The sequence below is a fragment of the Desulfuromusa ferrireducens genome, from assembly GCF_055389805.1.
This window is the reverse complement of sequence record NZ_AP042415.1, coordinates 569,624-583,088: the sequence shown is the minus strand read 5'-3', so window position 1 is coordinate 583,088 and position 13,465 is coordinate 569,624. Positions and strand designations below refer to the sequence as shown.

Here is a 13,465-nt window from a genome sequence, read left to right as displayed (position 1 = left end):
CGATGATGGACGGGTCGACATGACATGGTCGTCAAGATGAACTGTACCAAGTGTCACAGTGTGTACCGTCGTCACTGTAAATAGAAACTTGAATGAGGGGCTATAGACGTAAGGCATATTGAAAGGTGTGCCTTGCATTTCAACTAAATGGAAATGGGGAGTGAAATCATGAAAAAGATAATTGTTTATGTGTCAGTGTTTGTTTTTTTGTTTGGAATGGTTGCGCAAGTTGGCGCTGACTCAAAAAAAGGGCCAGTAACCAAGCCCGGTGTTTCTCACAAGAAGATCCAGCCAAGATCAACAACTACGGAGCATTCTTTCATTCGCAAGGCACCGAATAAGAAATAAAAAATTTGATTTTCGTGCTTAGGGTTGAGCCGAGACCTCCCGGCTCAACCTGTTTTTACTCGTCTGTAGGCTGGTCTGCGTTTTAACACCAGTGATGCAAGGCCGAGGAAAATCAGGGCGATGCCAGCAAATGCTTGGATATTCAACTGCTCACCGAGAACAATGATCCCCAGCATGGCAGCAGTCATTGGTTCAGCCAGAGTTAGGGTAACTGCCGTACTGACCTGCACAGTTTTTAGGCCATGACCAAACAACAGATAGGCAAGCGCGGTCGCGGCCACTCCAAGATGCAATGCAACGGCAATCGAGCGTGGCTGCAATAACCAGTTAATATCTGCTTGCAACATGATTGGCGATAGGATAATTGCTCCGAGGCAGAAGACTACGGCCGTTACTGCAATCGTAGAGTTTCCCTGTAGTAGATCTTTGAGTACCAGTGTGAAAGCCGCGTAAAAAACGCCGGCACCGATCGCCAGTAGAATCCCCAGAGGGTCGACCGAGACGTCTCCTCCCGATAGGCTGAGGAGCGCGCAGCCGGAGATCGCGAGCAAGGTTGCAATAACCCAGCGACGACCCAGCTTTTCGCCATGGAAAATCCAACCCAACAAGCCACCGGAAATCGGACCGCTGCCGATACCGACGACAGTTCCAATGGCAACGCCGGTTTTTGCCACTGCGGCAAAAAAGCAGAGCTGATAGCCGGCGGTAAATATGGCCGCGAGTAACAGGGGCCAGAATTTTAAGTTGTTTAGATTCCGCAGTTCACGCCGAAAGATAGCTAACACCAAGAGAGCCAGCCCACCAATCAACAAGCGCAGGGTGCCAATCACCAGCGGATCATAGCCGGCTGGAGCAAACGCCTGAGCTGTTCCGGTTGTTCCCCAGAGAACTGCGCCAGCGAGGATGAACCAGTGACCGTTGCTGGCTGTTGGTTGTGTTAGATCAGATTGAGACAAAAGTATCGTTCCTTTAGGCTTAGAGTAGCGGACAGTTTAGCGCTGCTACGTTTCTCGTTCTTGTACAAAATTGATCTTCAGTTGTTTATTGACCGGCCGCCGCAGAATTGCAACCGCCAGGAGTCTTCCAAGCAGGTAAGCGATTGAAGCGGCTACAGCACCGGAAACGGGGAAGTATAGCACCGCCAAGGTCAAAATAGCGAAAATCCCACAGGCCTCGATGGCTGTGGCAATCGATACCGGGCGGGTGACTCGGGCGTCAATCAACAGTGCTCGTTGCCAGCAGATCAACACCGTTAGTGCTGGGAAAATAGCCATGAATTGCAGCGGTGGGGTAGCAAAATCACTCATCTCCTGACTCAGCCCAGACAGGTCGCGGAACCAGAGTTCGGCCAGCGGAGTAAAGGCGATCAGGCTGAGGCAGGTTGAGGTGAACAGTCCCAGGCCAATGGCAAAGTTGCGAAGTTTTCGATAGTTGCTGCGGTCTTCACCGATTAGAGCAATCGCCACTTCTTGATAGGAAATCCCGACCGCACGAAAAACGAAGGTCAGCCCGTAAATGACTGGCATCACAGCCAAAGATTCGAGGGCATCGCGACTTTTGCCAAGAAAGAAGGTGACCAGAGGATGGATCGACAGGCCGATAAAGGGAGTCAGGGCGAGCGGCAAGTAGTAGTTCCAGATGTCGCGGTAGCTCATCTGTTTGCTATCGACTGCCGGTTGTTTCTGCAGGATTTCAGCAATCGCCTGACTGGAAAGATAGCGGGTAAACAGCGCTTCGGCTGTCACCCCGCAAGACAGAGCCAATGCTCCAACCTGTGCACCGTTTAGGTTCCCAAAGTAGTAAAACAGCAGCGCCGTGGATGTCATCGTTGTCAGGCGCAATATCGTTGCCACGGCTACCCGGCGGGTTTTGTGGCTGGCAATCAGGATTCCTTGATAAAAGCGCCGTACGCCGATCGCCGCCGCCCAAGGGAGGAGGCAGAGGAGTGCCCGATGGGTCAGTGAGGCGATTTCGGGAGATAGGCCGAGCAGTGTTTCGGCAAAAAAGGAAAACGGTGCTGGCAGCAAAAACAGCCCGAGTAACAGGGTGACTGCCAGGCAGAGCCAGAGGGTAAAGGTTCGTAGTCGTTGGTAGCTGATCCGGTCTTTACAGAGAGAGGTGCTGGCACTCATCAACATAATGACGGGCGATTCGGCCACCAGCCCAAAAGCGTAGGCAATGCCGTAGGCTGCTAGGTTCAGTTTTTCCGCAGACATGCGGGCGATAATCGCTGCGAGAAACGGACCTTCCGCCGCCATCATCAGCCAGGTTGCCGCCAGCGGCAGCCAGAAGCGAAAGATTTTGCCGTAGGTGAGTTGCTCGGGCATGTCGCGGGATTCTTTCCGGGGCGCTTGAAATAAAAGGGAGCGGCCGAATCGGGCCGCTCCCTGGGGATCTGTTTTTTTTAGGAAAAAAGTCTATACCGCCAGTGCCATTTTTTTCTTCAGGCGGACGCAGTTGCGGGAGCTCCAGTGGATGCTGTCGCGGATACGTGGCAGGCGAATGGTCTGGCCAATAGTGAACTCGTCGCTCCTGTCTACTTGCTGTTGCAGTTGAACGGTCACATTGTCACGGGCGATCTTTACGATGATCCCCTCCCCGTGATAGTAGAAACCCTCTTTGCACCAGAAGGCCATGACCTGTTTGCCGACGGCTAAGCGCTTGTCTTCACCAAGATAATCACACTCGGTATCGCTGACCATTTCGTCCCCCTCTTTTAAGTGGGATTATTGCGCGTCTGGTTTGCTGCCCTATTGCTTGAGCAAGGGAAGTGCCAAATGTGGTAATTTATTTGTTAAAAATAAGGTCTGAGTAATATAGCAGAAAATCAGCTAGTTGCAGGGCTTGTCGGGGGCGTATACGGTTTTTATGTTAGAGGGTAAGCATTTTTGAATGTGGCTTATCTGCAACGGAAAAACCAACTATGTGTGTTTGCATAAACGGAGCGGCGGTTTATTCATATCTGAATAGGAAATTGTTGTTTCAGCCGCCGATCAACGCCAGCAAATCGTGGTTGGCGAAGATCGCAAAGCAGCGCTGCAAGTCTTCGGCGGACGGTTCTGCCATCGCCGCCAGGTTGCGGCTCTGTCCGAGTTTCTGATCTTTGCCACTGGCGATATTGTGGTAGGGCAACAGGTCCACAGATTTTTTTTCTCCAGCTAATTTCGCAATAAAGGCTGCGGTCGCAGCGAGATTATCATCGTCGGCATTAATCCCCTTGATCAAAGGGATGCGGATCTGGATGGCCGCACCACTTCTTGCTAATGCCTGCAGGTTTTCCACAATCAGTTCATTGCCGACCCCGGTCCATTGTTTGTGCTTTTCGCTGTCCATATGTTTGAGGTCAAAAAGAAACAGATCGGTGCGTGTGGCGATTTCGAGCAGGGTTGCGGTTTTTGCCAGACCGGCGGTATCGATGCAGCGATGGATGCCGCGTTTTCCACAGGCGTCGAGAATTTCGTAGAGAAATTCCGGGTAGAGCAGCGGTTCTCCGCCGGAGAAGGTCACCCCGCCGCCCGACTGGTCGAAGAAGGGGCGTTCTTTTTCGATGATTTCCAACAACTCAGCAACCGTTTGCGTTTGACCTGACATCTCTGTCGCCAGGGTTGGGCAGACCTCAGCGCACTGGCCGCACAGCTTGCACAGCTGCGGATCGGTGATGATTCCCTCTTTGGTCAATTTACAGGCTTCGCCCGGGCAGACCTTGACGCACTCCCCGCAACCGATGCACTTGCTGGCACTGAACAGTTTCTGCACCAGCGGAGAGATGCTTTCTGGGTTGTGGCACCAGTGGCAGTTCAGCGGACAACCTTTGAGGAAGATGCAGAGGCGGATGCCGGGGCCATCGTTGATGGCGTAGCGTTTGATGTCGAAGGTAAGTGCAGATTGCATGAGCTGCTTTCTTTTGCTTGTGAACTTAAATCCCGTGTGACGCCGCCGGAATGTAGCGCTGCTTTGCAGGGATTTCGAAGGGCAAGGAGGTCGGGCGCCTTTTTCTGCTTACTCTTTTGTGGCGTGACAAAAGAGTAAGGCGGTGTGCGGGGCCGCAACCCCGCGACCTTGATTTTTTGATGAAACAGTCAGAAGCAGGACCGGCGGGATTCGGCCCGCCAGCCGAGTTCATTTTCTTGCTCGTCCAAGAAAACGAACCAAAAGAAGACGCCCCAAGCTGTTTTCATCCGCTGCGCGGAAACCTACGCTACATCAAGATCTCGGGGCCGCTCCCATGCGCTTCGCTTAACCTCGCGGCAAAGCCCCCGAAATCTTGATTCCGCTACGGCGAAAACAGATGGGGGGAAGGGCAAAGGCAAAGGCGAAACCGTAGGGGCGACCCGCTGGGGCGCCCGCTTGATCAAAAAGCCTCATTCTCTGTCCGCTCAATAACTTCCTGCTGCAGATCCTGATTCATATCGTTGAAATAATCACTATATCCCGCCATCCGCACCAGCAGATCCTTGTAATCCTCCGGACACTCCTGCGCGGCCTTCAGCGTTGCTGTATCGACAACATTAAACTGGATGTGGTGACCGCCCAAGGTGAAGTAGCTGCGGATCAACTGCCCCAGCCTGGTGATGTCCTCATCCCGTTTCAACAAGCTCGGTAAAAAGCGCTGGTTGAGGAGGGTGCCGCCGCTCATGGTGTGGTCGAGCTTGGTCAGTGAGCGGATCACCGCCGATGGCCCCTTGGTGTCAGCACCGTGCGAAGGTGAGGTGCCATCCGAAATTGATTTGCCGGCAAAGCGCCCGTTGGGGGTGGCGCCCATCACCTTGCCGAAGTAGATGTGGCAGGTGGTCGAGAGCATATTCAGGTGGAAGGTTTCGCCCTTGGTGTTCGGTTTGCCATCGATAGCGGCCAGCAGATCGGCATAAACCTGCAGGGCGATATCATCGGCGTAATCGTCATCGTTACCGAAAAACGGCGTCTTGTTGAGAATCGTCTGGCGGAGGAACTCTTCCCCCTCAAAGTTCTTCGCCACCGCATCGAGAACCTGTGCCATGCTGAAGGTCTGTTCTTCAAAAACGTGTTTTTTCAGTGTCGCCAAGCTGTCGGTAACAGTGCCGAGGCCGGTGCACTGGATATAGTTGGTGTTGTAGCGCGGACCGGCATCGTAGTAATCCCTGCCTTTACTGATACAGTCTTCGATCACCACCGACAAAAACGGAGCCGGGGCGTACTTGGCGAACATCCGGTCGATGTAATTGCTGACCCGTACTTTCAGGTCGACGATATAGTTGAGCTGTTTGACGAAGGCATCGTACAGCTCTTGATAGCTGGTGAAATTACGCGGATCCCCTGTTTTGATACTGACCTGTTTGCCGGTAAGCGGGTCGATGCCGTTATTCAAGGTCACCTCGATCAGTTTCGGTACGTTCAAATAGCCGGTCAGGACGAAGGCTTCTTTGCCGAAGGCGCCGACCTCGATGCAGCCGCTGGTGCCGCCTTCGCGGGCGTCTTTGAGTGACTTGCCCTGGCGCATCAGTTCGACCACGTAAACATCAGGATTAAAGACCGATGGGTAGCCGTGACCTTGGCGGATCACCTTGCAGGCGGCATTGAGGAAACGATCGGGGGTTTTGCTGCTGACGTGCACGGCGTTGCCCGGTTGCAGAATGTGCAACTCCTCGACGATCTCCAGCATGATGTAGGACACTTCGCTGACGCCATCCTTGCCGTCACTGGTGATGCCGCCGATATTGAGGTTGGTGAAGTCGTTGTAGGTGCCACTCTCACGGGCTGTGATGCCGACCTTCGGTGGCGCCGGGTGGTTGTTAACCTTGATCCAGAAGCAGCAGAGCAGCTCTTTGGCTTGTGCGCGGTTCAAAGTGCCGGCGGCGATTTCAGCGTTGTAAAAAGGCGCCAGGTGCTGGTCGAAGTGGCCGGGGTTCATGGCGTCCCAACCGTTCAGTTCGGTGATAGTTCCCAGATGAACGAACCAGTACATCTGGATCGCCTCGTAAAAGGTCCGTGGTTTGTTGGCCGGTACAAAGCGGCAGGTCTCGGCAATCTTCTTTAGCTCTGCGGCCCGCTGCGGATCGTCCTCTTTTGCCGCCAGCTGTTCTGCTCGCTCTGCGTGGCGTTCGGCAAACAGAATCACTGCGTCGCAGGAGATATCCATCGCTTTGAGTTCTTCGAACTTGTCGGTCGCTTCCGGGTCGTTCAGGTAATCGAGGGCAGCAATCTCGCTGGCGATCTGCGCTTTGAAATCGAGCATCCCCTTTTGGTAGATCTGTCCGTCGAGAGCCGTGTGGCCGGGGGCGCGCTGTTCCATAAACTCGGTGAACAGACCGGCTTCGTAGGCGGTCTGCCACTCGCTCGGCACGTGGCCGAAAATCCGCTCGCGCACTGTGCGTCCCTGCCAGTAGGGGATAACCTCGCGCGCGTAGGTGTCGATATCTTCCTGGCTGATCGTGTAGCGTTGCTGGTCGCGGGTGTTCAAAACATGGAAATCTTCAACGCTGTGACAGGTCAGTTCCGGGAAGGTCGGCACCGCACAGGGACGTGGGCCACGTTCGCCGACGATCAACTCGTCAGCACCGATATAGAGGGTTTTCTTTTGGCAGTGATCGAGGAAGTTCAGCGCGCGCAGCACCGGGGTGGAATATTTCCCATAGTTTTCTTTGTAGAAGGCCGTTTCGTGCAAAGCACGTTCGATCGACAGGCTCGGTGCGGTTTCGACGCTCAGTTTACGTAACCGCTGAATCCGTGGGTTCGTTCCGGGGCCGATGGCGCTTGGCAGGTCGGGATAAAAATTGCCTTCGGCGGCGGCTTTACGCTGCGGAACGTTTTCTGCGTTTGGTTTGATTTCCATTTTGCTCCCTTTACACTTTAAACCAGCCAGCGGTGTGATTGCCTGCGCTGAAAAACAACACTCGGTAAGTTTACTGTGGATGCCGCTGTAGAGACAAGATGTGTCGCCGTTGCGGACCGCACTATTCTATTGAGCAATTTGGATACCAATCATTCGCTGGTGTTGCCATGTTGACTAATCTATCGAAATTACTACAAAAAGAGCTGTTTTGTTTGGTTGTGGAGCAAGGGTGGAACCAAGATCTTTATTTGCCAATGAATAAAATAGTCACGCGTAAATAAACCGGGGGGAGTGGACCACTCCGAAATTAGAGTGTGTCGTTTTTGTTTTACAGCGCATCAAAGAACAAATTAATTTAATACCAAAAATGGTAAAAGATACCTTGACTGATGGCGGGTCGGTGATAGAGTTCTCCTTGTCTGTATCTATCAACACTCTCTGATGAAAAGGAATTGTCCATGAGCGATCTGTGGAAAATTCGTGAACACGTCGAACGGCAGTCTCATTTTTCCGAGCAGGCCGAGCGTGAACGTTTGGTTCGCCGGTTTAACCAGGATGAAGAGCAGCAGAATATGAAAAACTTGCTGTACGGTACGGACCGCCTTTCTGTTACGAAGGATGGGAGCCAAGAGTCCCCGGATAAAGGTGCTAGCAGAGAAGGTCGTTTGAAAAAATCGTAAGTTTTGCCAGGTGCAATTCATCGGTCACCTTTTGTCATCATCAAATAGATGCTTGCTCGCTGGGAAAATACAAGCGACGCGAGGAGCACTCTTTTTTATGGGGGCTCCTCGCGCCATCGAGCTTAGTCATATACGTCCTGCTTGAGATACGCCCGGTTTTACCCGGCTATTGCAGTTCCGCTGCCAGCGGTGGTTGGTAGTCGATGTACTTCTCCCGTCGCCAGAGAAACGGCAGATCGATGATGGTGCCAGGTTCGTCAATCTGGTAAAGCGCCCGTAACGCCTCCAGCACCACCGCGCGTTGCTGCTGCCGGTTACTCGGTTCGCCGAGCGGATGGCCGAAGGGCCAATGTAAAAAGACCGTTCGTGGTGGCCTGACCTTCTCCGAGTATTCTCTGACGATAGAAATGCCGATGGTGGCAATTCCCGCCCGTTCAATTTCTCTTTGTATCAATCCCACGGATTGATTGCAGATGCCTCAGGCCGGGGTCAGGAGAACCAGGTCAACCTGTTCGGCCTTGAGCTTCGCGGCGACTTCTTTGGCAGTCTCTTCGACCAACGTGGCGATATGTCGACCGTCAATATGGCCCATAAAGGCATAATGGAACTGCGACAAATTGCCGATGACCCCTTCGCTGACCAATTCTTGCAGTCGTTGGAGGGGGAAGATGATGTTCGGATCTTTGCGGGCGTCACTGTGATCGTAATAGTCGTGGGTGATCTGGAAGTCATCAAAGAGTACCTCCCCGTTAAGAACCCGATAACTTGGGTCGCCATCGCTGTCAGTCATGTCAAACGGCGGCTGGTTTTGGTGGTGGATACCTGAAGTGGTTACCAATGCCAGTGTTGCCTGTTGCAATGGCTTGGCCGGTCTCGACCAGGGGATTTCCCCTTCAGTCTGCTGCGGCTTGTAGGCATCAACAAAGCGCCGCGCCAGGGTCGGGATGCGGGTGGCCAAGCGGGCCAAGGCCCGATTCTTCATACGCGTCAAGCTGCTCATCGTCATCCTTTCCAGGTTGCGAGCCTAAATCATACTAACACGGATAGGACTTTCTGGTTTGCCGGCTATATTGACGATCGGCGACTGAGAAGTTTCCGCCAATTTAATGGGTTTCGGGGGTGGGACTTGTCCCGAAGAAACGACTTTTTCAGTTTAGGGGCGTGACAAAAATCTCCGTCCAAAATTAGTGGGCTTGGCCGGGGGAGTGACTTATCAAAAGAGCGATTTTGTTCTTTGTTGTGAAAAAGCTACTCAACCCAATCAAAGGTGCGGGTCACCGCCTTTTTCCACATGCGGTAGTTCTTGGTTCGTGGCGTATCGTCTTCGGCAGGTGTCCAGGTTTTGTCGACTCCCCAGTTCTGACGCATCTCATCAGTACTCCTCCAGAAACCAACGGCCAGTCCAGCGGCATAGGCAGCGCCGAGCGCGGTACTCTCGGCAACCTTGGGTCGGATAACCGGAACGCCGAGCACGTCAGCCTGATACTGCATCAGCAGTTCATTGGCGACCATGCCACCGTCGACTTTGAGCGCTTTTAGTTTGACTCCCGAATCGGCTTCCATGGCGTCGAGCACCTCACGGGTCTGGTAGGCGACTGCCTCCAGGGCGGCGCGGGCGAAGTGGCCACGGGTCAGGTAGCGGGTCATGCCGACGATGGCTCCGCGGGCATCACTTCTCCAGTAGGGAGCAAACAGGCCGGAGAAGGCGGGGACGAAATACATGCCACCGTTGTCCTCGACCATGCGCGCCAGGTTTTCCACGTCAGCGGCAGTGTTAATCATCCGCATCTGGTCGCGCAGCCACTGAACCACTGCCCCAGCGATAGCGATAGAGCCTTCCAGGGCATAGACGGTCGGTTCGGTGCCGAATTTATAGCAGGGCGTGGTCAGCAGGCCGTTTTTAGAGTGGACGATTTCAGTGCCGGTATTGAGCAGCATAAAACAGCCGGTGCCGTAGGTGTTCTTGGCTTCGCCGACGCTGAAGCAGGTCTGGCCGACGGTCGCGGCCTGCTGGTCGCCGAGATCGCCGCAGACCGGGATTTTTCCGCCGAAGGGACCGTTTTCTAGAGTGTGGCCATAAAATCCGGGATCGCTTGAAGGGCGGATCTGCGGCAGCATCTGTTTCGGGATGTCCATCAGTGCGAGGATCTCGTTGTCCCACTCGATCCCTTCGAGGTTCATCAGCATGGTCCGTGACGCGTTGGTGACGTCGGTGACGTGGGCACCGCCGTTAATACCACCGGTCAGCTGCCAGATAATCCAGGAGTCCATGTTGCCGAATAGCGCATCGCCACGCTCGGCGGCAGCGCGTAAGCCCGCAACGTTATCGAGCAGCCACTTTATTTTTGGACCGGAAAAGTAGGTTGCCAGCGGCAGTCCGGTCTGTTCTCGCAGGCGATCCTGACCGCCTTCAGCGGCAAGATCATTGCAAATATCATCGGTGCGAGTGTCCTGCCAGACGATGGCGTTGTGGTAGGGCTGTCCGGTATTTTTATCCCAGACGAGCGTTGTTTCGCGCTGGTTGGTGATGCCGACGGCAGCGATATCGGCCGCAATCAGACCGGCTTTTTCCAGCGCGTCACGAATGGCATCTTCGGTGCGCGACCAGATTTCGATGGCGTCGTGTTCAACCCAACCCGGCTTCGGGTAGATTTGCTGGTGTTCGAGCTGAGAGCTGGAAACCGGCTCCCCGGCGTGGTTGAAAATCATACAGCGCGAACTGGTGGTCCCTTGATCGATGGCGGCAATGTATTTCATCATAGTTATTCTCCTTTAATCCTCACCATGAATTATATGTGGAAAATGAATCCGCACAAGTGACTGGTTGTGGTAGCTGACAATTGAAGTTCAAGGTCGTGGGCCGATTTTACTTCCAGGCCTATGGAAACTGCTCTCGTACTGCGCTTTCTTTTCTGCGATAATCGAAAAAACAACTTTCGTGGACCCATGTTAGGAACGTAAATGCTTGAACGACCAACCCTGACCAACTGTGAGAGCAGGGCAGTGATGACCCGCATCCGTGCACTTCAACTGCTATTGTCTGCCCTGTTGCTGTTGCTGCTTGTCGGTTGTCAGGCATTGCGGACCCCTGTCGCTGTTGTTCCGCAGCCTTTACTGGCGCCGCAGCAGTGGAGCAGCGCGGCTGAAACCGGCAGCAGTGAACCACTGAGCTGGTTGGCTGATTTCTCTGCTCCTCATCTGGAACTGCTGATTGCCGAAGGGATTGGACAAAACTTCAGCCTCAAAGTTGCCGCCGCGCGAATAAGCGCCGCTCAGGCTCGTGCCCGTTTGGCCGGTGCTGATCTCTTGCCCAGCGCCGCCCTGGATTTCAGTGCCGCTCGCCGCAGAACGTCCAACAGTGGCAGTGGCGCAATCGGCAACAACTTTGCTCTGAACGGTGCGCTGCGTTGGGAGATCGATCTCTGGGGGCGACTCAGTCAAACCGAACAAGCAGCACTCAGTGATGCCGTAGCCTCGGTCGCAGACCATAACGCAGCGCAACTGTCGCTGGCGGCCAATATTGCCCGTGGCTGGTTTCGATTGACCGAGGCCGAACTGCAGTTGCAATTGACAAGCGAGACGGAAGAATCTTACCAGCAGAGTTTAGCAGTCATCGAAGAGCAGTATCGTAGCGGGCTGACCAGTGCCCTCGATTTACGTCTGGCCCGCACCGCACTGACCAATGCCCAGGCCGCCAAGGCCGAACGGCAGCGTTCACTCGATCAGGAACGGCGCAACCTGGAATTACTGCTCGGCCGTTATCCGGCAGGTCAGATCGCCGGGGCAGACTCTTTATTGCCGCTGCGCAAGCAAATTCCGCTCGGTCTCCCCTCAACCCTGCTCGAACGTCGTCCCGATCTGCAGGCCGCAGCCTTGCGTCTGCGGGCCGCAGGGCATCGTTCTTCTGCTGCACAGCAGAATCGCTTACCGATTTTTCAGCTAACCACTTCTGCCGGAACGGCCAGTGACAAGCTTTACCAACTCCTCGACTGGGACTATCTGCTCTGGAGTCTGGCCGGATCGCTGACCCAGTCCGTGTTTGATGGCGGCCGTAAGACCGCTGAACAGGATCTTGCCCGTGCCCAGGTCGATCAGCAGTTGGCTGAATATGCTGTTGCTGCCCAGATCGCTTTTGCTGAAGTCGAAGTCGCCCTGGCGGCGGAAAATAGTCTGCAGCAACAGGAGCTGGCGCTGCAACTTTCGGTTGATGAAGCTCAGCAGGCGCAGACTTTGGCCGAGCAGCGCTATCGTCAAGGGCTGGAAGGGATTATCACCTTGCTCGAGACCCAGCGCCGGGCTTTCACTGCCCGGATCGCACAATTGCGCACCAGCCGTTTGCGTCTGGAAAACAGAATTGACCTGCATCTGGCCCTGGGTGGCTCCTTTGCCGACCCAGCTCAGTCTGCCGAGATAATGGAGTCCCCATGAAACGTCTGATCCGCTTCCTGTTGCCGCTACTGGTTTTGCTGGCAGGAGTGGCGATTGCCACCAGCCTGATTGCCACCGCGCCGAAAACCGCGCGGCAGCGACCGAAGGCTGCGCCACCGACGGTTGAAGCCCTGACTCTGGTGCCACAGAACTACCAGGTGCGTGTTGTCAGTCGCGGGACCGTTACGCCGTTGACCAGCAGTACTCTGGTTCCAGAGGTGGCCGGGAAGATCGTCGCCGTCGCTGACAACTTCCACAATGGCGGTTTTTTTGCTGCCGGGCAGACACTGCTGCAAATCGATCCCCGCGATTACCAGAATGCCGTCACCATCGCTCGCGCTGAATTGTTTCAGCGCAAGCAGGCGTTGGCCGAAGAACAGGCACGTAGCGATCAGGCGCGTAACGACTGGGGGAAATTACAGCTGTCCGGAGACCCCAATCCGCTGGTGCTGCGGACACCCCAACTGGAAACTGCCCAGGCGCAGTTAGCGGCCGCAGAGGCCCGTCTGCGACAGGCCGAACTGGAACTGGAACGCACCAGCATAGTGACCCCTTATGCCGGGCGCATTCTGGAAAAGAAGGTCGACTTTGGTCAGTACATCTCGCCCGGAATTGCCCTGGCGGAGGTTTACGCCAGCGACAGTGTTGAGGTGCGACTGCCGATCACCAGTGACCAGCAGGAATTCCTCGAGCTACCAGAAAATTATCAAGACCAACCGCAGGGCAGAAAAGCAGAGGCGAAGGTCGAATTTACCGCGCAAATTGGCTCACGGACAGATGTTTGGCCGGGGTATCTGGTGCGCACCGAGGGGAGTATTGATGTCCGCAGCCGGCAGCTGTTTGTTGTCGCCCGTATCGATAACCCTTATCTGCAGTCTGGTGATCGTTCGCCATTGAAAATCGGCCAGTTTCTGCAAGCGACAATCTTTGGCAAACAACTTGAACAGGTTTTTGTCATTCCCCGTCAGGCCCTGCGCGGTGAGAATATCGTTCAGCTGATCGATGCCGAAAAACGCTTGCTACGCCGGGCTCTCGATATTCTCTGGCGTGATCAGCAGAATCTGATCGCCAGTGGGCCGTTGCAGGCCGGTGACCAGCTGTCGTTGACCACGCTTGCCTTTGCTGCCGATGGCATCAAGGTGCGCATTGCCGGTGAACCGGTCGAAAAGACAGTCCCTAAACCTGCGCAGGAGCCCTGATT

General features: G+C 54.6%; 12 protein-coding genes. 4 read left to right on the top strand and 8 right to left on the bottom strand.

Features of this window, described 5'->3' with window-relative positions:
* Window positions 1-168: 168 nt before the first annotated feature.
* A complete protein-coding gene (locus ACZ5PT_RS02590; RefSeq protein ID WP_464265252.1) occupies window positions 169-348 on the top strand; it encodes a hypothetical protein in 180 nt (59 codons plus the stop codon).
* A 44-nt stretch (window positions 349-392) separates the two neighbouring features.
* Here the strand turns inward: ACZ5PT_RS02590 and ACZ5PT_RS02585 are convergent, their stop codons facing one another.
* The 5 genes from ACZ5PT_RS02585 to hypD form a co-directional block, all read right to left on the bottom strand.
* On the bottom strand, window positions 393-1,304 hold the full coding sequence (locus ACZ5PT_RS02585) for a DMT family transporter (RefSeq protein ID WP_464265251.1): 912 nt from the start codon (window positions 1,302-1,304) through the stop codon (window positions 393-395).
* A 45-nt stretch (window positions 1,305-1,349) separates the two neighbouring features.
* A complete protein-coding gene (locus ACZ5PT_RS02580) occupies window positions 1,350-2,675 on the bottom strand; it encodes a hypothetical protein (protein WP_464265250.1) in 1,326 nt (441 codons plus the stop codon).
* 90 nt (window positions 2,676-2,765) lie between these two features.
* Complete coding sequence (locus ACZ5PT_RS02575) at window positions 2,766-3,050, bottom strand: hypothetical protein (protein ID WP_464265249.1); 285 nt, start codon at window positions 3,048-3,050, stop codon at window positions 2,766-2,768.
* A 280-nt stretch (window positions 3,051-3,330) separates the two neighbouring features.
* Entirely contained in the window at window positions 3,331-4,239 is a 909-nt protein-coding gene (locus ACZ5PT_RS02570; protein ID WP_464265248.1) for a glycyl-radical enzyme activating protein, read from the bottom strand.
* A 460-nt stretch (window positions 4,240-4,699) separates the two neighbouring features.
* A complete protein-coding gene (gene hypD, locus ACZ5PT_RS02565; RefSeq protein ID WP_464265247.1) occupies window positions 4,700-7,156 on the bottom strand; it encodes a trans-4-hydroxy-L-proline dehydratase in 2,457 nt (818 codons plus the stop codon).
* A gap of 458 nt (window positions 7,157-7,614) precedes the next feature.
* Here hypD and ACZ5PT_RS02560 point away from each other — a divergent pair, with 458 nt between their 5' ends.
* Window positions 7,615-7,836 carry a hypothetical protein gene (locus ACZ5PT_RS02560; RefSeq protein WP_464265246.1) on the top strand — a complete coding sequence of 74 codons (222 nt, stop codon included), beginning with the start codon at window positions 7,615-7,617 and terminating at the stop codon, window positions 7,834-7,836.
* A gap of 166 nt (window positions 7,837-8,002) precedes the next feature.
* On the opposite strand, the gene ACZ5PT_RS02555 is transcribed toward ACZ5PT_RS02560, so the two are convergent.
* From ACZ5PT_RS02555 to glpK, 3 genes are all read right to left on the bottom strand, one after another.
* Window positions 8,003-8,296 (bottom strand): hypothetical protein, encoded by a 294-nt coding sequence (locus tag ACZ5PT_RS02555; protein ID WP_464265245.1) that lies wholly within the window; start codon window positions 8,294-8,296, stop codon window positions 8,003-8,005.
* Between the two features lie 18 nt (window positions 8,297-8,314).
* On the bottom strand, window positions 8,315-8,836 hold the full coding sequence (locus ACZ5PT_RS02550) for a glycine/sarcosine/betaine reductase selenoprotein B family protein (protein WP_464265244.1): 522 nt from the start codon (window positions 8,834-8,836) through the stop codon (window positions 8,315-8,317).
* 248 nt (window positions 8,837-9,084) lie between these two features.
* Window positions 9,085-10,596 carry a glycerol kinase GlpK gene (gene glpK / locus ACZ5PT_RS02545; protein WP_464265243.1) on the bottom strand — a complete coding sequence of 504 codons (1,512 nt, stop codon included), beginning with the start codon at window positions 10,594-10,596 and terminating at the stop codon, window positions 9,085-9,087.
* A gap of 201 nt (window positions 10,597-10,797) precedes the next feature.
* Here glpK and ACZ5PT_RS02540 point away from each other — a divergent pair, with 201 nt between their 5' ends.
* Both ACZ5PT_RS02540 and ACZ5PT_RS02535 read left to right on the top strand, forming a co-directional pair.
* Window positions 10,798-12,264, top strand: coding sequence for an efflux transporter outer membrane subunit (locus ACZ5PT_RS02540; protein ID WP_464265242.1), 1,467 nt, complete (start codon window positions 10,798-10,800; stop codon window positions 12,262-12,264).
* The gene (locus ACZ5PT_RS02535; protein ID WP_464265241.1) at window positions 12,261-13,463 is read left to right on the top strand and encodes an efflux RND transporter periplasmic adaptor subunit; all 1,203 of its coding nucleotides are present in this window, start codon (window positions 12,261-12,263) and stop codon (window positions 13,461-13,463) included. Before ACZ5PT_RS02540 ends, ACZ5PT_RS02535 begins: the two co-directional genes overlap by 4 nt.
* Window positions 13,464-13,465 lie beyond the last annotated feature (2 nt).